General features: G+C 48.0%; 23 protein-coding genes. All 23 read right to left on the bottom strand.

Annotation, left to right across the window (positions count from 1 at the left end; translation table 11 throughout):
- Positions 1 to 5 precede the first annotated feature (5 nt).
- Complete coding sequence (locus OGV80_RS22945) at positions 6 to 1,085, bottom strand: glycosyltransferase (protein ID WP_231130625.1); 1,080 nt, start codon at positions 1,083 to 1,085, stop codon at positions 6 to 8.
- A 17-nt stretch (positions 1,086 to 1,102) separates the two neighbouring features.
- Positions 1,103 to 1,855, bottom strand: coding sequence for an O89/O101/O162 family O-antigen export ABC transporter ATP-binding subunit (gene wzt, locus OGV80_RS22940; RefSeq protein ID WP_000018741.1), 753 nt, complete (start codon positions 1,853 to 1,855; stop codon positions 1,103 to 1,105).
- 6 nt (positions 1,856 to 1,861) lie between these two features.
- A complete protein-coding gene (gene wzm, locus OGV80_RS22935) occupies positions 1,862 to 2,641 on the bottom strand; it encodes an O89/O101/O162 family O-antigen export ABC transporter permease subunit (RefSeq protein ID WP_043016863.1) in 780 nt (259 codons plus the stop codon).
- Positions 2,638 to 4,854 carry a glycosyltransferase gene (locus tag OGV80_RS22930; protein WP_286515796.1) on the bottom strand — a complete coding sequence of 739 codons (2,217 nt, stop codon included), beginning with the start codon at positions 4,852 to 4,854 and terminating at the stop codon, positions 2,638 to 2,640. Before OGV80_RS22930 ends, wzm begins: the two co-directional genes overlap by 4 nt.
- 33 nt (positions 4,855 to 4,887) lie before the next feature.
- Complete coding sequence (galE, locus tag OGV80_RS22925) at positions 4,888 to 5,904, bottom strand: UDP-glucose 4-epimerase GalE (protein ID WP_043016865.1); 1,017 nt, start codon at positions 5,902 to 5,904, stop codon at positions 4,888 to 4,890.
- A gap of 443 nt (positions 5,905 to 6,347) precedes the next feature.
- Positions 6,348 to 7,241 (bottom strand): GalU regulator GalF, encoded by an 894-nt coding sequence (gene galF / locus OGV80_RS22920; RefSeq protein WP_000609089.1) that lies wholly within the window; start codon positions 7,239 to 7,241, stop codon positions 6,348 to 6,350.
- Positions 7,242 to 7,406: 165 nt separating this feature from the next.
- Complete coding sequence (wcaM, locus tag OGV80_RS22915) at positions 7,407 to 8,801, bottom strand: colanic acid biosynthesis protein WcaM (protein ID WP_286515795.1); 1,395 nt, start codon at positions 8,799 to 8,801, stop codon at positions 7,407 to 7,409.
- A gap of 11 nt (positions 8,802 to 8,812) precedes the next feature.
- Positions 8,813 to 10,033 (bottom strand): colanic acid biosynthesis glycosyltransferase WcaL, encoded by a 1,221-nt coding sequence (wcaL, locus tag OGV80_RS22910; RefSeq protein WP_047410133.1) that lies wholly within the window; start codon positions 10,031 to 10,033, stop codon positions 8,813 to 8,815.
- Positions 10,030 to 11,310 carry a colanic acid biosynthesis pyruvyl transferase WcaK gene (wcaK, locus tag OGV80_RS22905; protein WP_043016868.1) on the bottom strand — a complete coding sequence of 427 codons (1,281 nt, stop codon included), beginning with the start codon at positions 11,308 to 11,310 and terminating at the stop codon, positions 10,030 to 10,032. The genes wcaL and wcaK overlap by 4 nt, the downstream gene beginning before the upstream one ends.
- Before the next feature lie 65 nt (positions 11,311 to 11,375).
- Positions 11,376 to 12,854, bottom strand: a complete 1,479-nt coding sequence (wzxC, locus tag OGV80_RS22900; protein ID WP_200000833.1) for a colanic acid undecaprenyl disphosphate flippase WzxC — start codon at positions 12,852 to 12,854, stop codon at positions 11,376 to 11,378.
- Between the two features lies 1 nt (position 12,855).
- Entirely contained in the window at positions 12,856 to 14,250 is a 1,395-nt protein-coding gene (gene wcaJ, locus OGV80_RS22895; RefSeq protein ID WP_043016870.1) for an undecaprenyl-phosphate glucose phosphotransferase, read from the bottom strand.
- A 54-nt stretch (positions 14,251 to 14,304) separates the two neighbouring features.
- Positions 14,305 to 15,675: a colanic acid biosynthesis phosphomannomutase CpsG gene (gene cpsG, locus OGV80_RS22890; RefSeq protein WP_087052550.1), complete on the bottom strand. Its 1,371-nt coding sequence runs from the start codon at positions 15,673 to 15,675 to the stop codon at positions 14,305 to 14,307.
- Between the two features lie 127 nt (positions 15,676 to 15,802).
- Entirely contained in the window at positions 15,803 to 17,239 is a 1,437-nt protein-coding gene (cpsB, locus tag OGV80_RS22885; RefSeq protein WP_043016872.1) for a mannose-1-phosphate guanyltransferase, read from the bottom strand.
- Complete coding sequence (gene wcaI / locus OGV80_RS22880; protein WP_087052549.1) at positions 17,239 to 18,465, bottom strand: colanic acid biosynthesis fucosyltransferase WcaI; 1,227 nt, start codon at positions 18,463 to 18,465, stop codon at positions 17,239 to 17,241. Before wcaI ends, cpsB begins: the two co-directional genes overlap by 1 nt.
- Complete coding sequence (locus tag OGV80_RS22875; protein ID WP_087052548.1) at positions 18,462 to 18,941, bottom strand: GDP-mannose mannosyl hydrolase; 480 nt, start codon at positions 18,939 to 18,941, stop codon at positions 18,462 to 18,464. Before OGV80_RS22875 ends, wcaI begins: the two co-directional genes overlap by 4 nt.
- Positions 18,942 to 18,943: 2 nt before the next feature.
- Positions 18,944 to 19,909 carry a GDP-L-fucose synthase gene (fcl, locus tag OGV80_RS22870; protein ID WP_087052547.1) on the bottom strand — a complete coding sequence of 322 codons (966 nt, stop codon included), beginning with the start codon at positions 19,907 to 19,909 and terminating at the stop codon, positions 18,944 to 18,946.
- Positions 19,910 to 19,911: 2 nt separating this feature from the next.
- Positions 19,912 to 21,033 (bottom strand): GDP-mannose 4,6-dehydratase, encoded by a 1,122-nt coding sequence (gene gmd, locus OGV80_RS22865; RefSeq protein ID WP_047410111.1) that lies wholly within the window; start codon positions 21,031 to 21,033, stop codon positions 19,912 to 19,914.
- A gap of 24 nt (positions 21,034 to 21,057) precedes the next feature.
- Positions 21,058 to 21,612, bottom strand: a complete 555-nt coding sequence (gene wcaF / locus OGV80_RS22860; protein WP_043016877.1) for a colanic acid biosynthesis acetyltransferase WcaF — start codon at positions 21,610 to 21,612, stop codon at positions 21,058 to 21,060.
- Between the two features lie 9 nt (positions 21,613 to 21,621).
- A complete protein-coding gene (gene wcaE / locus OGV80_RS22855) occupies positions 21,622 to 22,368 on the bottom strand; it encodes a colanic acid biosynthesis glycosyltransferase WcaE (RefSeq protein ID WP_087052546.1) in 747 nt (248 codons plus the stop codon).
- A gap of 5 nt (positions 22,369 to 22,373) precedes the next feature.
- Positions 22,374 to 23,591 carry a colanic acid polymerase WcaD gene (gene wcaD, locus OGV80_RS22850; protein ID WP_087052545.1) on the bottom strand — a complete coding sequence of 406 codons (1,218 nt, stop codon included), beginning with the start codon at positions 23,589 to 23,591 and terminating at the stop codon, positions 22,374 to 22,376.
- On the bottom strand, positions 23,566 to 24,783 hold the full coding sequence (gene wcaC, locus OGV80_RS22845; protein ID WP_087052544.1) for a colanic acid biosynthesis glycosyltransferase WcaC: 1,218 nt from the start codon (positions 24,781 to 24,783) through the stop codon (positions 23,566 to 23,568). The genes wcaD and wcaC overlap by 26 nt, the downstream gene beginning before the upstream one ends.
- Complete coding sequence (gene wcaB / locus OGV80_RS22840; RefSeq protein ID WP_047410100.1) at positions 24,780 to 25,268, bottom strand: colanic acid biosynthesis acetyltransferase WcaB; 489 nt, start codon at positions 25,266 to 25,268, stop codon at positions 24,780 to 24,782. Before wcaB ends, wcaC begins: the two co-directional genes overlap by 4 nt.
- Positions 25,269 to 25,270: 2 nt before the next feature.
- Positions 25,271 to 26,113: a colanic acid biosynthesis glycosyltransferase WcaA gene (wcaA, locus tag OGV80_RS22835; protein ID WP_043016882.1), complete on the bottom strand. Its 843-nt coding sequence runs from the start codon at positions 26,111 to 26,113 to the stop codon at positions 25,271 to 25,273.
- Positions 26,114 to 26,142 lie beyond the last annotated feature (29 nt).

Here is a 26,142-nt window from a genome sequence, read left to right as displayed (position 1 = left end):
GAGTTCTAGATTCTGTTTTTCTGTATGCGCAGGTAGATATCTTCCCATTGAGATACGATTTTTTTAGCAGAAAATTTCTCAATGACTCTTTCCCGAGCACGATAGCCACTTCCTCTACGCTGTTCAACATCTAATGATTCAATTTGTTGCATCGCAGCGGTTAAGTGATGTACATCATTAACCGAAATTGTTATGCCAAAATCCTGTCCATTTCCAATAATTTCTGCCGGCCCACCACAGTTTGTTGCGACAACTGGCAATCCGCATGCCATAGATTCGGCAACGACGAGTGCAAATCCTTCATAGTCTGAGGCCAGCACAAAAGCATCGGAATCATGATAATAATCAACAACATTATCTTTTTTCCCCAAGAGAGTAACTCGTTCGCTTAGAGAATTGTGATCGATAAATGTTTGTAATGAGAGTCGTTCCTCGCCTTCTCCAATTATGATGAGTTCACTATGTGGCAACTTCATCATCGCTTGCAAAATCAGCAGTTGATTTTTTACTTTTACAAGCCGCCCAACGGTTATCCAGCGAAATCGTTTCCTGCTCTGTCTATCAATGATACGAAAATGATCAATATTGATACAATTATAAACAGTAAGTGTTTTCTCTGATGGAAATACTTTGTCGTTAATAAACCGCTGCCGTGCCGCATCGCTTACGACTGTATTCAAGTCACTGAATTTATTAGTTAAACGATAAAGCCAGTCTCTGGTACTGCCACCTTCACGAACGCTGTGCGCAGTACAAATAATAGATGTACTATCCGCCAAAAATACTCTCACAAGACGTACCAGGATATTGGCATGAAACATATGCGAATGCACAATATCTGGAGAATTCTGTCTCATCAACCTGGCTAATTTAAATGCTGCAAATGGTAAAGCTAATTTGGACTTCATCCCCAATGAAACAACTGGGATGTTATTTCTAATTAGCCTATCGATCAAATCAACTGGTGGTGTAAGCGAAATTAACCGAACAGAATGCCCACACCTTTTAAGCTCGAGAAGCAGTTCAACTACCTGCATTTCCGCGCCTCCGACATTCATGCCTGTAATGACATAATCAATTTTCACTCATACCACCTGTTTTTTTAAATCACACTATCCATATATTTATTTAGTACTTCTTCCGGATCTCCAATCATCTTTGGTTTACCGCCCTCTAGCCACAGGACTTTATTACAAGTTTTCAGAATGACATTATTGTCATGCGAAGACAACACAACTACCTTTGCCCTCTCCTGTAATTCCTCGAATCTTTTCTTTGCTTTATTTAAGAAGGAAGCATCGCCAGTACCAATAATTTCGTCGAGTAGAAGTACATCTGGATCAACTGAAGTTGATACTGCAAATGCTAATCTCACGCGCATGCCGGTAGAGTAGACACGAATTGGTAGATTTAGATAATCACCTAGTTCAGTGAAACAAGCGATCTCTTCTATTTTGGATTCGATTTCTGCATTCGTCATACCTAGTAATAAACCACGTAGCTTTATATTTTGGTATCCTGTGGAATCATCATCCATCCCTAGAGCGATGTCCAACAGAGGAACTATCTTACCCTTTCGTTTAATTGTGCCGGATGTTGGTTCATAAATACCAGCCAAGAGTTTCAGTAGCGTAGATTTTCCCGCACCATTGTTTCCAATAAGTCCGAGTTTATCACCTTCTTTCAGACTAAACGTCAAACCGTCCAATGATTTAACCGTAACTGTGCTGCTTTCTTTTTTTGAAGAAATTACACCACGGGTTAAATTTGCCACCTGCGATTTAAACGATCTACTTTTAGCGTCGTAAATGGGAAATTCAACACCCACATCTTTCAAGTCAATCAAATGAGACATAATAATTTACACCCAATATGCAATGCGGTTTCTACATTTTGCAAATGTAATTAGGGAGATAACTGTTCCTACGCATGCAAGGATAATGGAATTATAATAGCAGTATAGCTCTGGCATTTTGCCCACTAAAGGCGAACGAATAATCTCAATAAACCAAGCAAATGGATTTAACTTCAGCAGTAAGCTATATTTAGCCAGCATTGTTCCAGAAAATAATATCGGAGTTATGTAAAAGACAACCTGCATAAAGCTCATAACCATTTGCGGAAAATCTCTAAAACGTACAGAAATCACCGCGAACAAAGTCGCAATCCAGATCAAGTTAACAACTACGATCATAAAACCAAGTATAAAAAGAGGAAAATTCCTTAACGAAAAAACGTTGAATATAATCAACACACCAATCACTATTACTATATTATGGCAAAGCATCATAAAATTTCGCCATAACATTTGCATAATATATATGAATTTCTTAGTTGGTAATTGACTTATAAAAGAGCTGGACGATATGAAAGTAACACACCCTTCATTTATAACGCCGCTAATAAAGTTCCAGAAAACCAAACCAACTGCTAGCATCGGGAGATATTCTTTAACTTCTAGTTTAAAAAGCTCTCCATAAATCACCCCTAAGGCAATAATAAGGACCGCCATACTTAATGTAATCCAAAACGGTCCAACAATGGATCTTTTATATCTCTGTCTTAATTCCAACCAACCTAATGTAGTCCAAAGATGCCAAGATTTTATTGACGAATATATATCTGTTAGTGATTCTTTCATTGCTTCAGCTCTTTATACATCTTTTCTTTAATTAATTCTAACCGGGAGTTGTATTCCAAAACAAATGCGTTAAGCAAAACTTTAATTTCCCCGTAATTATCACGAACTAATTGTAACCGATTCCTGATTGCAGTTGGATTATCAACCTCTTTTTCAACCAAATACAATTCTAACTCAGGAAAACCTTTATATATGTTTCCGGCTGGCCCCACAACGCATGGCGTTCCGACACTTGCAGATTCCAACGCTATCATTGGCGAACATTCCGTATTCGTTACATAGCACACAACATGTAAACGAGATAGCAGTTCGATAAACCGCTTATTATTTAAATTCTCTGATAAGGCCGTAAGTTTAATATTTGAAGTAACCCACTTCATATTATTTTCAAGATGCAGGTTTGTAACTAGCTCACATCCTTTTAATGAACCAATTGCTAGTAACTGAGGAAATGGATTTTTATACCAACTGAACATTGCAGCGAACAAACCTACGCGGAAATTGGCAGAATCAGGTGCAGCTAATTTTTTAGAAAACGAAGTGCCTGATACAACATAATTCGATACTGAGAATGCACGAATACCGTAAGCATTGAGTGTTTCATCTAGCTCAGGCTTAAACGAGATGACCCCATCAACAATTCGCTCTCGGTAAAGTTCATACCATCCATCAAACGTTGAATATTGCGAGGAGTCAACCCACTGAGCAGGTGAACCATGCCATGCAAAAAATATTTTTATTTTCGGACTTAATGCCTTAATTTTTTTGGCAAGTTCCATTTGTAATTGTGTTCCACCGCTCATGATCACACTTTTTAGTGTTTTAGATGCAGCAAGTTTTTCTGCCAACCTGTTTAGATAGACATGAGTAGAAACCTGTGGGAACTCATATGAATAATATGGATATTGGATACTATCATCTTTAAAGAAACTAGCAGTTGATGTGGCAACACCAGACCAATATGCAGAGTAAAATGCTAATACTTCTTTATCTGCTATTGCATTACTATAAAACTCATCCAACAAATCATAATCAACTTGATTTGTGGTTGTTCCTGCAACCTTATAATATATTTTTCGTAGCAGGTTGTATTGTTTTAGCGTATTCATCAAATTCAAACGAAGAGCTAGTCTGCTTAGATTATAAATAGCTTTTGATATCAATCGTTCTTTAAATGATGGAGCCTTCTGCTCGCGAAGGAATATATTCTTAAATTCATTTTGCGATTTTGAACACATATCTTTGAAGAACAATGCCCATTTGTCAGCTATAAGGCCACCATCTACAAATTGCTGGCGATATGCTAAATAATTCATTCTTTGTAATTCTTCAAGACCACGTTGATCGTCAAGAAGACCTTTCAATGAATCATAAAATGCCTCTGCATCTCGAGACACAATATACTGTAGCTGCTTTTCAGGTAATACTTCATTGGCTATGCCAACATCTGTCGACACAACAGCACAACTGTTTGCCATTGCTTCAAGAAGTGGCAATGGTGTACCTTCACATTCCGAACTAATCAGTAGAATATCTGCATCAGAAAGTGTTTTAAGAATTACCTCACGATCGGTCTTACCCTTAGAACTGTCAAACTCAATATAATCAAATGTATATCCAGATTTTTTTAATTTATCTAGAGCCGGCAATACTATTGTATTCAGGCCTTTATAATCCTGGTAACCGAGGTATTCCCCCCATTTACTATTGCCAATCCATACGAGTTTTTTTCTGTCACGATTATCATAACTTTTTACCTCGCTCATTGGAATTTCTGGATTATCATAGATAACACTATGAGGAGGCGGGAAATCAGACAGTTCAGAATATAGCTCTTTCAATTTTCCGGATGTAACAAAATACCCATCCACAAAATTCATAAGAGGAATTCTTCTCTCATAGTTTGCAATATCATCATAAGTAAAAAGATGATCAGGAATATGCGTTGTAACAATATTGCTGATCAAAATTTCTTTATATTGGGGATTCCGCTGAGTGAAGTTCATCACCTCCATGAGATAATCACGCCAAAAGAAGTGTAAGATACTCTTTTCTTTTACGTTTTTATCCAGGTGCATAACAAAGTCTGCCACAGTTTTAAAATCATCGGTGCAAACTATTTTTACATTAAAACCGCTTAATTCTGTTGCTATATTTTGGGCTATTCTACCGAATGCCCAATCCAACTTATCGACTATGAAAAATAAATTCATTGATACGCCATTATAATATTAAATAGATTGGTACTAGCTTCCATAGCCATTAGGGTTTTGTTTTTGCCAATTCCAGGTATGGACCATCATATCTTCAATATTGTACCTGGATTTCCAGCCTAAAATCCTTTCTGCTTTAGATACATCAGCCCAAGAAGATCCTATATCGCCCTCACGTCTGGCGACAATTTCATAATTAACTTTCTGGTTACTTGCTTTTTCAAAGGCATCAATTACTTGTAAAACTGAGACACCAGTGCCGGTACCAAGATTAAAAATGTCATATCCTTGCAATTTATCGATATACCTTAAAGCACTAACATGGCCTGCTGCAAGATCTACTACATGGATAAAGTCGCGTACTCCTGTTCCATCAATAGTTTCATAATCGCCACCATAAACGGACAGTTTTTCCAATTTGCCAATAGCAACTTGAGAAATATAAGGAACAAGATTGTTTGGAATGCCGTTCGGATCTTCCCCAATAAGGCCACTAGGATGTGCACCTGTAGGATTAAAATAACGCAGAGCAATAATTTTTAATTTATCATCAGATTTCGCATAGTCTGATAAAATCTGCTCCAGCATGACTTTAGTAGTTCCATAGGGGCATGAAGCATTTCCAATAGGATATTCCTCCAGGTTGGGAACTGGAGAATGATTACCATAAACAGTCGCAGACGAACTAAAAATGAATTTGTAAACATTTGCTTGCTTCATAACTTCAAGCAGAGTGAGGGTTCCACTGACATTATTAATGTAATATTCCAGTGGTTTCTTTACTGATTCACCAACAGATTTTAATCCTGCAAAATGAATCACTGCATCAATATCGTAGTTTTTAAAAACTTCTTCAAGCTTTTGTTTATCGTTGATATCAGCTTTAATGAATGGAATATTTTTCGAAACCAAAGACCCAACGCGATGAAGTGACTCTTGGGATGAATTACTCAGGTTATCAAGCACAACCACATCATACCCGCCCTCAATTAATTGTAAAACGGTATGTGAACCAATATAACCAGCGCCACCTGTCACAAGTATAGTCATGAAGTCTCCGAAATTGTATTAATCTTTTATGCTAATTACGTGTTCAATTATTTGATCTTATATATTTTGTAAATTAGCCTTTAACATAACGTTATCTTATTTTAACACCGAAATGTTAATTTGTTCAGACACGCTACCGCCCCTGGCTCAACAGCTACCAGTCTACTGTACACTCCAATTTTTGCGGGGCTCAACCTGTCAATTATCGATTACATTTTGACACATTTAGCCCCAGAACATTCCAAATATTGTCGTATTAATCTCACTAAGAAACAAGGAAAAATCGATTTTTGCTACAAGAAAAGGTAGAACATTGATTTTTTTACTGCTTGATTTTTATCATAAAAAAGGCAGTAGAGTCATGCTGTCTACCGATAGCATCAAGAGACTTCCCCTGCCATTTAATATGAAGTATTACCAATATAAATAATCTGTTGTCTTGATTATTCCCCGAGCAACTTCTCAATGCTCTTACGGAACTTAGGCCCTTCCTTCAGGTTGCGCAGTCCGTACTTAACGAATGCCTGCATGTAACCCATTTTCTTACCGCAGTCGTAGCTATCGCCTGTCATCAGCATGGCATCAACAGACTGTTTTTTAGCCAGCTCTGCGATGGCATCCGTCAACTGAATACGTCCCCATGCGCCAGGTTGGGTATGCTCTAATTCGGCCCAAATATCAGCAGACAGCACATAACGCCCTACTGCCATCAGATCGGAATCCAGCGTCTGCGGTTGATCCGGCTTTTCAATAAATTCAACGATCCGGCTGACTTTGCCTTCGTTGTCCAAAGGCTCTTTGGTCTGAATAACCGAGTATTCGGACAGATCGCCTTCCATACGTTTTGCCAGCACTTGACTACGCCCGGTTTCATTAAAACGAGCCACCATGGCAGCCAGGTTGTAGCGCAGAGGATCTGCACTCGCGGTATCCAGAACGACGTCCGGTAATACGACGACAAACGGGTTATCCCCAACAATTGGGCGAGCGCAAAGAATGGAATGACCCAAGCCCAGCAACTGAGCCTGACGAACGTTCATAATGGTCACGCCAGGGGGACAAATAGACTGCACCTCGGCTAAAAGCTGGCGCTTAACACGCTGCTCAAGCAACGATTCGAGTTCGTAAGAGGTGTCGAAGTGGTTCTCAACCGCGTTCTTAGACGCATGAGTCACCAGAACGATTTCTTTGATACCTGCAGCTACAATTTCGTCGACAATGTATTGAATCATCGGCTTGTCTACGATCGGCAGCATCTCTTTAGGGATTGCCTTAGTGGCTGGCAACATGTGCATCCCCAGACCCGCTACCGGAATAACTGCTTTCAAATTAATCATTAAGTCATTCACCTATTCATTAGTTGCTGAATTATAGCTTTTTAGCTTGTTTTAGCCAGTATGAATTACATTGTACAGTTGCCGCGTATGTTACGCCGCTTATCTGTAGAATGCAGTAATCTTAAGCTCAAGTATGTACAACTTGAGCCAGGAATGGTCGCAAAGTTACCTCCCCTGCCCCGGCAGTCGAAAATTCACCGCCTCGACATTTACTACCTGATGATTTATACGGTCGATGTCAACTGAACTTTGCCCGGCTTCGTTTACCGCATGGACATTGGCCAGCGAGAGTAGTGTGTCCTGTTTAGCCATAAACTTGCCGCGTACATCCTTACGGAGATCGAAGTGCATCTTAAGCGCGGGCCCTGTTACAGATTGCTGCATCACCCTGATGTTACGCAAGAAAAGATGCTGTGGTTGGTTGTGCAACTCAAGCGTGGCGCGCTTCATCTCCACGTTGGTAATGGCCACGAATGATGTTGCATTACCCGATGAGATCTGAATGCCGCGTAATTTGTATTCAAGTTTGGTGTTATCGAGATGGATATTATTCAGCTTAAAGTTTTGTGGAATGGATAAATATCGCCCTTTGATAACGCCATAACCAATGAGCATACCCGCGCTATTTTCCATATTGATATTATCAATGACGAAATTATCACATCCATAAATAGCGACCGTCGCATTATCGATGCCCGCTTTCTTACTGAAATCAGGGGTGATATTTCGCGCGGTAATATTACGAATGATAAAATGCTTACCGTTCTCTACATGGACTAACTGTCGACAGTCGGTACCAGTGATGTTCGCCACGACAAAGTTTTTTACAGCCAGCTCATCGGGATAGGTATTGTCATAGGTACTGCCCGCCAGCCCGATGCCTATGCCCCAGTTCACATTGCCGTTGGTACAGTTGATACGTTCGATGACGTGGTCAGAAATGAGAATGTTGCTGTCGTTAATCGCCACATTCCACTCAATAGCATCGCCCTGAAGATCGCTAAAACGGCAGTGGGTAATCTTCACACCATCCATACGGTTATGAAAACCCTGTCGCAGGATCCCGTAGTTAGCGCGCGTGACGGTAATATCATCGATAGTCAGATTGCGCATCAGCCTTGAGGTTTTTCCGCCGATATAGATTTGCGTCACCGGGCCGAAACCACTCATGGCAATCCCTTTTATCACGCAGTCCGATCCCCGTACATCCAGGGTAACATTCCTCAGATTCCCGCCCTGCTCGCCCAGCACCTTACATCCATCCTGCAGAACAAAGCGGCCACGGCCATTACCGCTTATTCGACCTTGCACAGATAGTGTTTTGCCAGGGGGAATAACGATAGCGGTATTAAGATCCTTACATTCCAGTCCTTTTGGCACGACTACAGTTTGTCCTTCTTTGAACGCCTGCCGGAAAGAAGCGACCCAATCATTTGGGTTGTAATCCTGAATATTGACGCGGCCAGATGATTCAAGCGCCCGGACAACGGGAAAATGCAGCACGGCAAGCGCAGAGCCTGCCGTCAGAAAAGTACGGCGTGAGAGTTTGTTCTCTGACATACAACCTCGATTTACATCGTTTGTAGCAGACTGGCTAACTGTTTATTGATCGCTAATTGATTAAATTCTTTTTCAATTTTTTCGCGCGCGCACTGCACAATCGGTTGCACCTGCTCACTATCGAGTAGGCTAAATGCCGCTAATCTCTCTGCCAGAGCCTGCGCGTCATTTTCCGGTGCCAGCCAGCCAGATTTACCCGACTCGACAAGCTCCGGGATCCCACTGTGGACGGTAGAAATGACCGGGATCCCCACTGCCATCGCCTCCATCAGCGCCACTGGGATACCCTCCATATCGCCATCCCTTCCGGTGATCGACGGCAGCAAAAATACATCCGCCTGCTCAAGCATCTCCTTTACCTGATGACTGGGTTTAAAGCCGGGCATCTCAATCACATCATCAAGCTGATATTGCTCGATAAGCGTACGCAAACGACGCTCCCAGGGACCAATGCCAAGAATGCGGTAGCGAAATAAGACGCCCTGCTCTTTCAACTGCCGACAGGCTTCGATGGCGACATGCAGTCCTTTTTTCTCGGTTAACCGGGCGACAGAGATAATCTCCAGCGGTGCGGCTGGGGCTTTCAGTTGACGAGGCGTAAAACGTGTCATGTCGATACCCATACGGGAAACCGCGATTTTTTGCGGCGGGCACCCCATGTTTTTTAAACGTCCAGCCCAGAGATTACTGATGGGTAACATCAAATCTCCACGTTGAAACAGCTGCTGATATTCAGGGGTATAGTGAGCAAGCACATCCCGATGCGAAACATCAACGCCATGAAATACCGTGGCGATTTTTCCGCGGATCACCCCAAGCTCACGCAGTTTGGCGGCCGTTACGCCTGCAGGTCCAAAATGAGCGATAAAGACATCCGCCTCAAACGCCCGTGGATTCCCACCACAAATGGCCGCTAAAATCAGATTGCGCGCCTCATCGCCATAGCGTGCCACATTAAGCGCTTTCCAGGTGGCTGCGCGGGTAATCCCGTGCAGCGTCGCCGCCGCTCTATACTTCAGCTTCGCCAGCTTGCTCTGTGGTTCATTCAGTAACCAGCGCGTTTTTTCACCCAGACGGTAGGTATTAAATGAAGCATGGGTATTTTCAAGATCGCCCTTCTGCAACGCGACAATCTCCACGTCGTAGCCCATATCGATAAATGCGGTAATCTGATTGAGGATAAAGGTCTCAGAGGAGAGCGGAAATTTAAGCAGGAAAAAGCCAATCTTCATTTTTCCCCCTCAATACGCGATAAAACCGACTGCACCATGCTCACTCCGCGTTCGCGCTCACGCGTAACCGCGTCGCCGAGACGTATGCGCAGCTCAGGTAGCTGTCCGAGAGCATCGGCGACCTTCCCTTCCAGACTACCATCGAGCAGATGGCGAATATCGACGGCCATCTCTGGTAACCCCAACTGTTGCATAATCCCTGCCGATTTATGCTCGTAGTTAATGGCGATGGCTGGCGTCATAAAATTCATTGAGATGATGGCAGAGTGCAAGCGAGTCCCCACCGTCAGATCGCAGGCAGCCAAAATTTTCCCCATTTCCAGATCGTTGAGTTCATCCATCACCACGTGATACCGGGCCGGGTCGTTAACATACTGGCGCAGGTTTAACGCAACCATGCGATCATCTTTGTTGTAACTATCAATACCGGTGCAGGTTGACAGTGCAATCACCTGGTAACCTTCATCGAGGATGCGATTCACCACCCCGGCAAAGGCTTGCTCATAGGCCTGCTGCGTTGTCCCCAGGCGTTTATCAAAAGGAGCCAACTCACGCAACGTTATGGCAACCGTCTTCTGTTTAGCCGCCATTTTTAACCAATGCTGGACGGCATAACCGGGTTCATAATCCTCATGATGGTTATCTACCAGCCAGGCGGTATCCACCCCGGTTTCGACTTTATCCGTGTTTATTGCACTGCGCTTCATCAGTTCCAGACTGACGGACTCACGCAAAATCAGCGCATTACAGTGTCCAAATACGTAGTTCGCCAGTTGGTTAAACTGCTCATCCTGGAATGGCCCCACGCTGTGGCCAATCATGTACAGTGGTTTTTTTGCCATAAACGAACACAGGGCATGTTCAAACTGCGGTACGCCATACAGATCGACAAAAAACGATCCACCGACCTGGATAATGGCGTCGTAGCGCGACAGCAGACGAACAAAATCGGTAAATCCCTGGGCGATAGCGATATTGCGCAGATTACCGGAATCAGTGACGCGCGAGAGCAGTACCTGGTGCTGATAGCGACGACGCAGCACTTTCTTCACGCGCCCCATGACGCCCGCTGCGTTATTGTGCTGCTTCATCTGCGAATACAGCGGATCGCCCATCACCGGGCGGTTCAGCAACCATGAGGAGCTCACCGGGTAACGGCTCATCACATCCACTTCAGTCTCGGGACGCAAGGCGGTAATGGCATCCAGCAAACCGCGCAGAATCGCGCTATCCCCACGGTTCCCACAGGTATGGTTGCCTAAAATTAGTAATTTCATTCTGACCTCTTCTAATCATTGCCGGAGGGCGGATGTCACCTGTTCCGGCATGCAACAAGCACAATTCATCCTGCACGAAGCAAGGTTTTCATTTTTTCACTGCGACAAAGCTGGCGTTTTATTTCCACCACTAGCGGATGGCGCGACAGCACAATCATCACCGCAAATACCAGCGCACCTGCCACAATCTGCATCCCCAGCAACGCGCCTAATGGCAGGTAGCTGCGCAGCGTTAAGCCCAGCGCATAGCTCACCACAAGGGTGGGTAAAGAGAGATACAACGGCAACCAAAGACTGAGCATGTACTGGCTGTAGCTGGGGCCAAGAACAGGCTTGATCATCACGAAATAGCTGAGGATCGTGTTAATCACCTGAACCAGCAAAAAGCCCAACGTCACGCCAATCGCCCCGGCAAGATGACCACCGATAAAAATGGCTGGAATAAACAGAAAGGTTTTGAACACATTAAACTTGAAACTGATATCAACCCGCGCTTTCGCCATCAAAAGCGATCCTATTGGATTCCCCACCGAGCGCAGCAGACCCACGATGCACAGCAGTTGCAAGACGGGAATAATGCCGTTCCACTTCTCGCCAAACACCAAAGGCACTACGTTGTTCGACACCACCATTAATCCCAGCAGCGCCGGGAAGTTGATAATCCCGACCACCGATAGCAGTTTGTAAAAATTCACCTTTAGCTTTTCACTGTCGTCCTGGATTTTGGCGAAAGCCGGAAACAGGACGCGGGTAATAATCGGGTTCAGTTTGATCGGGGGGACAACCGCCACGTTCCAGGCCAGATTGAATCCCCCCGCCACACCAGCTCCCAACGTTCTGGCTAAAACCAGCGTGGAAAGATTGGTATTGATGTAATTGATGATGCTATCTGCCGTCAGCCATGCGCCAAAACGCAGATTCGACGAAACGGATGCCAGCGAAAAATGCAGCCCCGGGCGGTAAATCCGACGGCCAAAATAGCCGAACAGCAGCGTACGTAGCGTACTGTTTACCAGATACCCAAGAATGGCGGTCAGCGCGAGCGGCCAGAAATGGGCGCTGACCACGGTAAAGATAAAACCAGCCAGCACCGAACTGGTTTCGATCATGCCGATTTTGTTAAAGGCCAGCTCTTTTTGCATCAACGCACGAAACTGCTGCCCGTGCGGTATCACTACAAACGCCAGCGATAAGGTTTTGATGAGCGGCGCAAGTTCGGGGTTATTGAGCACACGGGCAATCGTCTCGCTCAACAGAAACATCGCCACGCATACCGCGATACCCAGCCCAACGTTGAGCCAGTACAGCGTGGTCAGTTCAAGATAGCCAATTTCTTTACGCTGAATAATTGAGTTGGCGATACCAAAGTCAGACAACGTATCGGCCAGCGCAATGATCACCAGCGACACGGTTAACAACCCGAACTGGTGGTTATCAATAATCCGCGCCAGGACGGTCATCTGAATAAGTCCGAGTCCAATAATGATCACCGTGGCAATCGCCGACCACTTAGCGCCGTTAAGCGTTTTTTCTCGTAAGCTCATGTTAGTACGCCGCTTTGTTAACAAAGCCTTTGAATACTGTCAGAAAAACAATTTTGATATCGAACCACACGCTCCACTCGCGAATGTATTCGAGGTCAAACTCCACACGTTTTTCCATTTTTTCCAGCGTATCGGTTTCACCACGCCAGCCGTTGATTTGCGCCCAGCCGGTAATCCCCGGTTTCACCTTATGGCGTAACATGTACCCCTCAATCAACTGGCGGTACTGCTCGTTATGCGCCACCGCATGCGGACGTGGCCCGACGATAGACATTCCCCCGGTCAGCACGTTAATAAACTGCGGCAGTTCATCGAGCGACGTCCGGCGCAGGAAATTTCCCACAGGAGTTACGCGCGGATCGTTTTGCGTCGCCTGCGTCACCACCGCGTCGTTTTCCATCACTTTCATTGAGCGAAACTTCCAGACTTTGATTGGTTTTCCGTCCATGCCATAGCGAGTCTGGCGGAAAATCACCGGTCCTTTGGAGGTCAGTTTTACCAGCAGCGCTATGCCACACAGCACCGGGGAAATAAGCAGCAGGATCAGTGAAGCCAGCACGATATCTTCCGCACGCTTTAACAGGCGATTAATCCCCGAGAGCGGCGTGTCATACAGCGGCACCACCGGAACGCCGTTCATCTCTTCAATCCGTGAATGCAGGATATTGAAGGTAAAGACATCGGGAATGAGGAGTACCGAACAGGTGGTGTCGGCCAGATCGCGCACCAGTTTTTTTACGCTGGCGCCATCGCTCATCGACATGGCGATATAAACGTTATGAATACGCGAGGATTTGGCGTCATCCACCAGTTGCTGCAGATTACCGGCCCAGTCGCGAGAGTTTTTTCCAGGGATGGGGTCGTGATAGACACCCGCTACTTCAAATCCCAGCCACGGTTCATGGCGAAAACTGTCCAGCAACAGTTGTCCGGCAGGCATGTCGCCAGCCACCGCCACCCGGCGAGTGTTGTAACCACGATTACGCAGCCACCCCGCGCCGTAGCGAATAAACGAACGACTCAACACCAGGCCAACGCTAGATAACAGATACCACGCCAACCAGACGGCGAGACGGTTATCGAAATCGTTATTAAAGGCGATCAGACCTGCGCAAAAAATCAGACTCAACGTCCAGTTTTGCAACAACAGCACCAGCTCAGTTGAAATTTTGACGCCACGCCAGGAGCGATAAAAATCTGTTATGCCCCCGAGCATCTGAAAAACAACCAGTGTGATCAGCGCCACCAGCAGGTGCATATACAGGAAAGGCAAACCGCTTAATTCGCAGACTACCCACAATCCGCCAAACATGATGGTGATATCTGAAAAGCGTTGCACCATCGAAATTAACGACGCATTGGTTTTGGCGCGTTCGCGCTTTTTTAGATGTGTCATCGTGGTTCCTGTTAGTCACCCTTTGCCCGTAATCGGGCAAAGGAAGCACCGGCATTACTGATTCAGTAACGCCAGAAGAGTGCGCGTTCGCGCTTCCATCAACGGAATATCTCCGCGCGATTCCACGTTCAGACGCACCACCGGTTCAGTATTGGAAGAGCGTAAATTGAAGCGCCAGTCGACAAACGACATGCTGATACCGTCCGTTCTGTCCACCGTCAACGCCTCACGGGAAAAATGCTGCTCCACGCGCGCAATCGCTGCCGCCGGCTCTGCCAGCGTACTGTTTATTTCTCCACTCGCCGGATAGGCCACCATCCGGTCGCGGACCAGTTCGCCCAGCGACTGTCCTTTCAGACACAGCAACTCCGCCACCAGCAGCCACGGGATCATGCCGCTGTCGCAGTAAGCAAAGTCGCGGAAATAGTGATGCGCACTCATTTCACCGCCATAAATGGCATCTTCATGACGCATGCGCTCTTTGATAAACGCGTGCCCGGTTTTTGACATCACCGGTTTACCGCCTGCCGCCGTCACCACATCCACGGTATTCCAGGACAGGCGCGGGTCGTGGATAATTTTCGCCCCCGGGTTCTTCTCCAGAAACGCTTCCGCCAGCAGGCCGACAATGTAGTAGCCCTCAATAAACTGACCTTTTTCATCGAACAGGAAGCAACGATCAAAATCCCCATCGAAGGCAATCCCCATATCTGCGCCGTGTTTAATCACCGCATTGCGCGTGTCAGCCCGACATTCCGGCAGCAGAGGATTGGGAATACCGTTGGGGAAGTTGCCATCCGGCGTATTGTGGATTTTGATAAATTCGACCGGTGCGCCCAGCGCCTTAAAACGGGCTTCAATGGCGTCAATCACCGGACCTGCCGTGCCGTTGCCGGAATTGAGCACCAGCTTCATCGGTTTCAGGTTGCCGGGATTGATGTACCCTAACAGGTGGTCGATGTAGGCATCGCGGGTAGTAATACGCTGGTAGCGGCCACGTTTTGCCTCATCGACCGGCGGGAAGTCGTTGACTTCCGCCAGGCGCTGCACGTCGCGCAGACCGGTATCACCGCTGATGGGGCGCGCCCCTTCCCGCACCAGCTTCATGCCGTTGTAATTCAGTGGATTATGGCTGGCGGTCACTTCAATACCGCCGTCAATGCCCAGATGAAAGGTGGCGAAGTAAATCTCTTCGGTGCCCGACATACCAATATCCAGCACATCCACCCCCGCATCCTGCAGCCCTTTTGCCAGCGCCAGCTTTAGCGTCTCGCTGGTCAGGCGCACGTCGCCACCCAGAACAATCGTTTTTGGCTTCAGGAACTCGCCGTAAGCGCGGCCAATACGCCACGCAATCTCTTCATTTAGTTCTTCGCCCAGCCTGCCGCGAATGTCATAGGCTTTGAAACAGGTTAATTTCGTCATGATTTACCCTTCTTCAGGCAACAGTTAGCCCTCTCCTGACTGGAGATATTTTTCAAAAAATGACTAACCGTTCGTTTGTAGGCCGGATAAGGCGTACACGCCGCCATCCGGCAACGAGGATGTTGTGTTAAGCGCGCCCGTATCTGTCCGCAAACCGCACGACATCATCCTCATCGAGATAAGATCCGGAGCGCACCTCAATCAGATCGAGTGGGATTTTCCCAGGGTTCTCCAGACAATGGGTCGCGCCCAGCGGAATATAGACAGACTCGTTTTCAGCGAGCAGCTTGATATCATCATTAATCGTCACCTTCGCGGTACCAGCCACCACAACCCAGTGTTCAGCCCGGTGATGATGCATCTGCATGGACAATCCCTCACCGGGTTTGACGGTAATTCGCTTCACCTGATAACGGTCTCCGGCATCAATAGAATCGTACTTGCCCCATGGGCGATAAACTTCACGGTGAATATGGTGCTCATGACGTCCGTCAGCTTTAATTTGCTCTACCACTTTTTTAACGTCCTGCACCGCGTTGCGATCGGCTATCAGCACTGCGTCTTTGGTCTGCACCACCACCAGATCTTTCACCCCGACGGTCGTCACCAGGCCAGATTCGGCATACACATAGCTGTTCTCCGTTTTATGGCTAATGACGTCGCCGTGATGCACATTACCTTCAGCGGTATGGGCGCTGATTTCCCACAATGATGACCAGGAGCCAACATCGCTCCAGCCTGCGTTCATTGGCATCACCACCGCATCGGCCGTACGTTCCATAACCGCATAGTCCACAGACTCTTCCGGGCAGGCGAGAAACGCCTGTTCATCAACGCGGATAAAATCGAGATCGGGGTCAACCGTACTCATGGCGTTTTCGCAGGCCTCAAGAATATCGGGACGATATTTTTTCAGTTCTTCCAGATAACGCCCGGCGCGGAATAAAAACATGCCGCTGTTCCAGTAGTAGTCGCCGCTCGCCACGTAAGCCTGCGCGGTTTCCAGATTGGGCTTTTCAACAAACTGCGCCACTTCAAAAGCCACGGCGTCGGTATTCGTCGGTGAAACCTCACCACGACGGATATAGCCGTAGCCGGTCTCCGGCTGGTCTGGCACGATACCAAACGTCACCAGCTTACCCGCACTGGCATAGGGCATCGCATTACGAACCGCCTCGCGAAATGCCTCTTCGTCAGCAATCATGTGATCGGCTGCCAGTACCAGCAGCAGCGGATCTTCACCCGGACTTTGACGTTTTGCCGCCAGCGCGGCCAGCGCTATCGCCGGAGCCGTGTTACGCCCGGCAGGTTCGAGAATAATGTTCTCAGTCAGCTTGTGCAGTTGCCGTAGCTGTTCCGCTACAATGAAACGGTGTTGTTCATTACAGATAACCACCGGGCTTTCGCACTCCACGCCGTTCAGACGGCAGATCGTTGTCTGCAGCATGGTGAGATCGCCTTTCAGACACAGGAACTGCTTTGGATACAGCACGCGGGACAATGGCCATAAACGGCTACCCGAGCCACCGGCCATCACTACCGGAAAGAGTTTGCTTTGACTCATCATGTACCCCGAATATCAGCAATAAATTGACTCAGCACGTTTTCTTTATCCAGCGTGCGTTCGGCATAATCACGTGCCATCGTGTTCACTTTTGGCATCATCAGCGCCCGTTGAATACCGCAGGCCAACGCGTTAACCGACTCCGGCTCCACACACACCGCAATGCCAGGATAAGTGTCACAAAGCTGACCCAACTCGGTTTCAGGCTCGGCGGTAATGACCGCGTTACCGCCAACGGCGAGGATATTGGTCAGTTTGGAGGGCAGTACGGCATCCGCCGCACCGCGCTTTTGTACCACCAGATGACAATCCGCCATCTTGAGCAATGCCGGCAGCGCGTCATAAGATTGCAGTGGAAAGAACATCACATTGTTCAGACCGCGTTCGCTGACCATACTCTCCAGCCGCGCTTTACCACCGCCCTGCCCGACAATCACAAATAGCCAGGGCTGTTCGCTCAACAGGACAGCCGCGTCAACCACGCTCTCCAGCCCCTGCTTTTCACCGATATTGCCCGAGTAAAGAACGATCTTTTGGGAGACAGGCAAGCCCAGTTGCTGACGCAACGCCAGGGCATCGGTATCGTTCACGTCGCGAAAACGTGTCACTTCCGACCAGTTTGGAAAGAAAATAACTTTGTGCGGCGCAACGCCTTTTTCCATGGCTTTGTGCATCATGGTCCGGGAGATGGTCGAAATATGGTCCATATTCAACAGTCCACTGCGCTCAAAGGCGCTGGCCAGTTTTGCCACCATACCGCGCTTGCCTGTGCCCGCCATCCCAAGTCCCAACATGGCATCGACTTCGTAATCCTGAACGTGCAACAACGTGCGCGCGCCACAAAGTTTTGCCAGCAGACGCATGCCCGGCGTACAAAACAGCGTCGGCACCACGCCGATAATGCGGTCCGGCTTCCAGCGACGTTGCGCCAGCAGCGGGAAAAAACTGCTCAGGGCAAAACTGCCCAAATGCAGCAGCCGTTTGAGCGTAGAGGGTTGCTCAGGCACATACAGCGGACAACGCCAGACAATGGCGTCACCCTCTTCACGACGGTAACGCCAGGATGAATAGCGACCGTTGACCTTCCACTGCGGATAATAAGGCGGCGCGGTGATCACCCGAACGTCATGCCCCTGTTGCGCCATCCACTGCACCATTTCACCGGTGTATTTGCCGATACCGGTCAACTCCGGTGAATAGTTGATGCCATACACGAGGATCTTCATAGACCGGGTACTCCGGTCTGGGCCGTTTCACAGAAGTAAGCCCGGCTGTTGTCGTGCACGTGGTCACTGGCCAGAATCTGTGCAGCTGCCAGCCAGCGGTACGCATCATGTTGAACGTCAGGCAGGTGCAGGTCGTTTTCCGACACCCGTAGACGAAATCCCAGCACGATGTAATGCGTTGAGAAATCCTCCCCGGAAAAGTTGTCGTCATAGAAATGCTGCCAGACACCGTAAAACTCCGCAGCGGACAGCGGTAAACGTAACCCCAGCTCAGCTTCAGTAAGCCGCTCAAAGGCCACGCGCAGCGATTCATCTTTTTGCACCCGACCGCCGGGCACGAACCAGTACCCCTGCGCCGGACGATTGAGACGTTTACCGAGCAGAAATTCGCCGTCGGCGTTTTCCACGATTAAATCGATGGAAATCAGCGGGGTTGAACGGACAACGGTGGCAAAATCCTCATGACGTAAAAACATACTTACCCCCGGTAGTGCTGCTGGTTTTCAAGGAACCACTGATATGTACTGGCAAGCCCCGCTTCCAGGGATATCTCGTGATACCAACCCAACTGATGCAACCGCGTGACGTCGAGCAATTTGCGCGGCGTGCCGTCCGGTTTGCTGGCGTCGAACACCACTCGCCCCTTGTAACCCACGACCTGCGCGATGGTCTGGGCCAGTTCACGGATGGTGCAATCAACGCCAGTACCCACGTTGATATGCGACAGCATTGGTTGGGTATATTCCTGCCAGACTTCCTGAGCCAGCTCCATCACATGAATACTGGCCGCCGCCATGTCGTCGACATGCAGAAATTCGCGCATCGGCGTACCGCTACCCCACACCACCACATCCGACGTATTTTGCTCGCGAGCTTCATGAAAGCGGCGCAGCAGCGCCGGGATCACATGCGAATTACTCGGATGGAAGTTGTCATGCGGTCCGTACAGATTGGTCGGCATCACTGAGCGATAATCCCGGCCATACTGCCGGTTATATGATTCGCACAGCTTGATACCGGCAATTTTGGCAATCGCATACGGCTCATTGGTCGGCTCAAGTTGCCCCTGCAACAATTCACTCTCAGCGATTGGCTGGGTGGCTTGCTTTGGATAAATACAGGATGACCCGAGGAACAACAGTTTATTCACGTTATGCAAATGCGCAGCATGAATAATGTTGCTCTCAATTATCATGTTTTCATAAATAAAATCAGCAGGATAAGTATTATTCGCCACAATCCCGCCCACTTTTGCCGCCGCCAGATAAACCTGGTCAATGCGTTCAGTGGCAAAGAACGCCTGCACTGCGCTGGCGTCCAGCAGGTTGAGTTGCTCGCGGGTACGCAGCACCAGCTCTATATTATTTCGCTGAGACAGTTGTCTGACGATGGCGGCCCCCACCATACCGCGATGGCCCGCCACAAAAATACGTTGTGTCTTCATCCTCAGTACTCCAGCGCGATAGCGACCTCGTAACCGTGCGACTTCAGCAGGGAATGTTTCTTCGCCGCATCAAGATCGTTGGCAACCATTTCCGAGATCATCTGGCGCAGCGTAATTTCCGGCTTCCAGCCCAGTTTTTCATGTGCTTTAGCCGGATCGCCCAGCAGCGTTTCCACTTCAGCCGGACGGAAATAACGCGGGTCGACGGCAATCATGACATCTCCAGGTTTTACCCCTGGCGCATCGTGTCCGGTTACGGAAACCACAATGCCTTTTTCATTCACGCCCTCGCCTTCAAAGCGCAATTTAATTCCCAACTGAGCGGCCGCCATTTCCACAAACTGGCGCACGGAATACTGCACGCCGGTGGCAATCACGAAATCTTCCGGTTTATCCTGCTGCAGCATCATCCACTGCATCCTGACGTAATCTTTGGCATGGCCCCAGTCGCGCAGTGAATCCATGTTGCCCAGATACAGGCAAGACTCGAGCCCCTGAGCGATGTTGGCGATCGCTCGGGTAATTTTGCGAGTAACAAAGGTTTCGCCGCGGCGCGGAGATTCGTGGTTAAACAGAATGCCGTTACAGGCATACATACCGTAAGATTCACGGTAGTTGACGGTTATCCAATACGCATACAGCTTAGCAACGGCATACGGCGAGCGCGGGTAGAACGGCGTAGTCTCTTTCTGCGGAATTTCCTGTACCAGGCCGTACAGTTCAGAGGTGGAAGCCTGATAAAAACGCGTTTTCTTTTCCAGGCCGAGGAAACGGATAGCTTCCAGCAAACGTAAGGTGCCGATCGCATCGACATCGGCGGTATATTCCGGTGAATCAAACGACACTGCGACATGACTCATGGCGCCCAGGTTATAGACCTCATCCGGCTGGACCTCTTGTAGAATACGGGTCAGGTTGGAGGAGTCCGTCAAATCGCCATAGTGCAGATGAAATTTGGGATTACCCGAATGCGGATCCTGGTAAATGTGGTCCACACGTTCGGTGTTAAATGATGAAGCGCGGCGCTTAATGCCGTGTACTTCATACCCTTTTTCCAGCAGAAATTCTGCCAGGTAAGAACCATCCTGCCCGGTTACGCCAGTAATGAGAGCGACTTTTGACATGTTATTACCTCTTAAATGATCCCCTCAGGGAGTAACTTTTTCGACGCGTTTGCGCGTGACTACTGCGGGATTTCCCCGACAAACGACATTTGCTGGCAGCGATTTAAAAACGCTGCTTCGTGCTCCGACGACGGTGCCATCGCCAATGGTCACGCCAGGCGCGACAAAGACATCTGTCGCCAACCAGCATTTATCACCAACCACTATCGGTGTGGCGTTAATATCAAAATATTGACTGGCATAATCATGACTCCCGGTGCATAAATAACTTTTTTGCGAAATAACCGCGTGAGCACCAATAGTAATATCACCCAACGTATATAAAACCGCGTCATCACCCACCCAGGCATAATCTCCCAGGGTCAATTTCCACGGATAAGTAATTTTTACTGAAGGTCGAATAACTACGTTTTTTCCTATTTTCGCGCCAAACATGCGTAATAAAAATGCGCGCCAGCGGTACATGACCTGCGGTGACCAGCGAAACAATGTTGCTTGCACTGCCCACCATAATTGGACTTTAATGGCGCCACCACCACGAAAACCAGCAGGCACTTTAAATCCGCTTAAATCCTGCATAATTTGCCCTTACGTTTTTCCATATAAAGCTTTTGTTTTACCGGTTGTGCGCAGACGTAAATATTCTGACAATCCGGTCCAAAAACCTGGCATATGTAATATCTGGCGCTGTACCTTTTTGGCATCCCGGCACAATTCCAGATTATTCGTCGTTGACACGCCACCCATGGAAAACTCTGACACCAGCCCGCTCAGTTTTTTAAAAGCATAACCGGATTTGTATAATCGGGCAGCTAATGCGTAATCGGACGATATTTTATATTGCAAATCATAGCGCCAGACATTCAGTCCAGAGAGCGGAAAGAAGATGGCCTGATGGCTGGCGGGCAGGCTGTGATAAATATACCAACCCGGCTTGGCTCGCCGCTTAATTTTGTTGCCATTGCCGAAATCCAACAACGCATCACCAATAACCATAGTTTTATCGCTTTGCGTTTTCAGCTGACGGATAAAACAAGCCGAATCCGCATGCAGAATATCCCCGGAGTTGAGGAACAGCGCAAACCGCCCGCGCGCCATAGCGATACCTTTGTTCATCGCATCATAGATGCCCTTATCCGGCTCGCTGACAAACCGTAACCGGTGCTCTGCGCTAAGTCCTTCAAGAAAGGATGACGTACCATCAGAAGAGCCGCCATCAACAACAATCCACTCAAAACTGATATCATTCGCCTGCGCCAGATGTGCCAGTGATGCGTGAGTTTTGACGATCCCTTCCAGATTGCGAAAGGCGACGGTGATAATACTGAGCAGCATGTGATTTACCTCGCGATATTCAGCGCCTTGCGCAAAATAAACGGACACACAATTAAAAACGCGTATTCCGGACTAAATACTGAGCCTGTAAAAAACAGCGACAGTGGCGTAAAAAGATAAAGCTGCACCCGATAATTCTGATTATCACCAAACGCATTGATCATCATTTTCATGACTTTCCCCATGTACCATAGGGCTAATATCACCGCGAACCATGAAAAATAAATAATCAGCAGATACAAGCCATTGTCTATTGTTTTACCAACATCTGCACCGTTAAAAATTCCGAATGACGCAACATATTCATAAAGTGAGCCGAATCTCACTACCCCATCAACGTTAAGTAACGAATAACCGACCATCACTAATGGTCCTACGATCCGATAATACGATGACGAACCTTCAGTTCCTAAATCTCCAAGGCGCGTTGCGATGTATGGAAAAGCAAATATCACTCCAACTACAAATACGCTTAATGAGATTATCGCCAGCGGTAGCTTCTTTTTTATCGCATCCTTATTCAGATACTGGAACGCCCACTCCAGAAGATAAAACAAAATAAACGTCATTACCCCTGAAAACGATCCCGATAATATTATCCCTGCCAGAATCATAGCATCGGACTTAGGCGTTTTGATACCAAACTGTTTGATGCTGAGCCAAATTGAGATTAACGCCAGAGCGAAAAATGCCGGTTCGAAATAGAGCGCAGTAGTACGTTTTCCACCAAATTTAATAAAGTTCAGAACATAGCTGTTACTGTAAATAAGATATTTCGAAATAACTTCCATTAAACTGCTGCCGCCACTGAGAATTATCTGCGCCATTTCAACTGCAGCTAACCCCACCACCAGTCCCACCGCCAGCCAGAAAAACCGCAAGATCTTAGTGTAGTTATGCGGTGAAATGGTTTTGAAGCGAATACTCCACACCATGCCAATGATCACCACGGTATAAATAAACAGCATTGCGGACGTCACGTACTTGCTGGCATCCAGTGACTGACCGAACAGATAATTAAACGCCGTCAGCCCGCCCCCCATGCCCAACGCAATCATTAATTTTTTGATATTAATGCGCTCGACAAACAGCAACAGCAGAACGGGTAAGAAGGTGACGATAGTTATTGGGAAGCTCTCGCCAAGCTGGGCGAGTTTGACGTTGACCAGCAAATAAAGCAGCGGTAGCACCAGATAGCTACAGATTCTGATAGAACGAGACATATTCCTCCAGCATCTGTTGCCCACTGTATGCCACCCGGCTGCGCTGGCTGAACGCAGCAAGCGACGTGTCAAACACCGCCTGCGCAATGTCTGATTTTTTCAGTTGCACCAGTTGCAATACGTCCGCTTCGCTGAACGTTTTACCGCCCGATTTTGCCAGTACTTCTTGCGCGGCGTCACTGTGCGTGGCAATAACCGGTACGCCAATGGAAAGCGCTTCGCACAGGATCAGCGGGTAGTTATCAACTCGGGAGCTGAACACCAGGCCATCCATCTCGTTTAGCGCACTCATCAACGTGCGCTTATCGCTTTCAAACCCGTGATTGATGACGTTATCTCCCGCAAATGGCGAAAATTTGCCAAAAGTATGCAGCTCAATTTTGTCTCCGAGCGCTACCATCGCTCGCACCAGTTGCTGGCTGGTTTTCCCGTCATAGCGCAGATCATGAGCCACCACGGCGATTTTCGGTCTACCGCTCCCCTCATGCTTAGCGGGAAGCTCGGCAAGAATGGATTCAGTTGCTACATCGATGCCGTTGTTAATAATACGGCAGCGTCCCACGCCATACAGGCTGTTGAATGCGTCGGCCACATGCTGACTGGGCGAGATAAACTGGCAGCCCAGCGCCAGCATGGCACGAAACATCTGCCGCTTACCGGGTAACTGCTGATGGGCTTTATCGATTTTTACCGGCGGATAGTTACTGAGCGTTGGGCATTTCTGGCAGCCCGTTTTCCAGTTTTCGCAACCATCGGTAAAGGCACAGCGCCCGGTCACGCTCCAGTGATCGTGCAGCGTCCAGACGAAGGTAACATCCGGTTTACACACCTTCACTTTTTGGCAAAAGGTGACCACCTCTTCCAGGTTCAACCAGTAGCTGTGCAACACATGAAAATGCAGGACCTGCGGGCCGCTGGTGCGGATAACTTCACGGTATAACTTGTCGAGATTGCCAAACAGATCGCGGTTCGCGAAACGAAACAGCGCAATGTTCACCGCCGACGTCAGGCGTGGCGTATGTTTGAAAACCTGCGGGTAATTCGCATGGCTGACGCTTTTCTTACCTCCTTTGCCATAGCCATAGACAAAACGCGAGGACAGCCCTTTCTCCAGCGCCCTCAGATGTAAATCTAACGCCACGCCAGCCGCCCCACCTTCTGCGAGCCGCACATTAAACTGTAATATCTTCATTTTATTACCTTCACCCGAGCCTTCTCACCCACGACCAGCGCATTGTCCGGGACGCTATCCACCACGACGCTCCCGGCGCCAATCGTCACGTTATTGCCAATAACAACGTTGCCGAGCAGAGTGACATTCGCTCCCAACTCAACGCCGTTACCAATAACTGGACAGGACGGATCGTTGGTACCCAGATTGCCGATGGTGACACCGTGACGCAGAGTAAAATCATCCCCTGCCACCACGTGTTTATTAATAACCACCCCATAGCCATGATGGATGGTGAAACGACGACCAATAGATGCAGCAGCCTGGATTTCATAGCCGAACAGGCATTCGGTGATAAGGCGATACATCACCAGCACCGGGGCGGCCCACAGGTTATTCAAGACATTTTTTTTACGCCAGACGGAGCAAAAATGGGCAATCCGATAGGCCACCACCATGCAGCAGGGGCGAAGACTCCAGCTATTAGCGCGTAAATCTTCCAGCATACTTAACGACCTCGCATTCCGTCGGCCAGACGCTTGCTGTTGCGAACAGAAAGCAGCGTCAGCAACGTGCGCCAGTTCATCCGTTTGTTGCGGATCTGATAGAGAGTAAACAGCTGATATTTCTTGCTGGCCCGGTCAAATTTGCCTTTGTGTTTACGGTAAAACTGAAAGTAGCCGGAGAATTTTTTCGGCGATGAGGTAATACGCATTTCACCGTGATTGACATGCAGGATCTGCGTTGCCTCTTTTACCTTCCACGGTTTACCGTACGCCACTACCATACGCAGGAAGATGTCGTAATCCTGCGCCGCTTTCAGCGTGGTATCGAACAGGCATGCTTTAAACCGCCACGCCCAGGTAAACACCTGATTACCAATGATATTACGCTTATAAAATTTACGACGTGAATAACCGGATTTCGGATACAGCGGCAGGCTGGCCGGTTGCGAATACACTTCGCCTTCGCAGACATAGTCATTGGCGTACAGAAACGCCCGCGTGACCAGGTGATGGCGGTAGTTAAGAAAGATGCTCAGGCGGTTCGGCGTCCATTCATCATCATCATCAATTCCCGTAATATACTGCCCACTGGCCTGCATAATGGCCTGATTACGCACCGCGCAGGCCCCGGAGTTAGTGGAATTATGCGTATACGACACCCGCGGATCGTTGAGTTCCTCAACAAACTGCTGCAGTTGCTCATACGAGGAAGAGCAATCATCCACAATGATCATCTCCCAGTGAGGATAGTCCTGGCGCAATACCGATTTAATCGCCCGGATAGCCAGCTGTTGACGGTTCCAGGTTGGCATATAAATTGAAATTAGTGGGTTTTCTGTCGTCATTTTCGTTTCCCAAATAAAGTTGCCTGATG

The organism is Citrobacter sp. Ce119 (assembly GCF_030334525.1).
Lineage (GTDB): Bacteria > Pseudomonadota > Gammaproteobacteria > Enterobacterales > Enterobacteriaceae > Citrobacter > Citrobacter europaeus.
The sequence above is the reverse complement of the archived record's forward strand: the minus strand, read 5'-3'. Positions and strand labels throughout refer to the sequence as shown.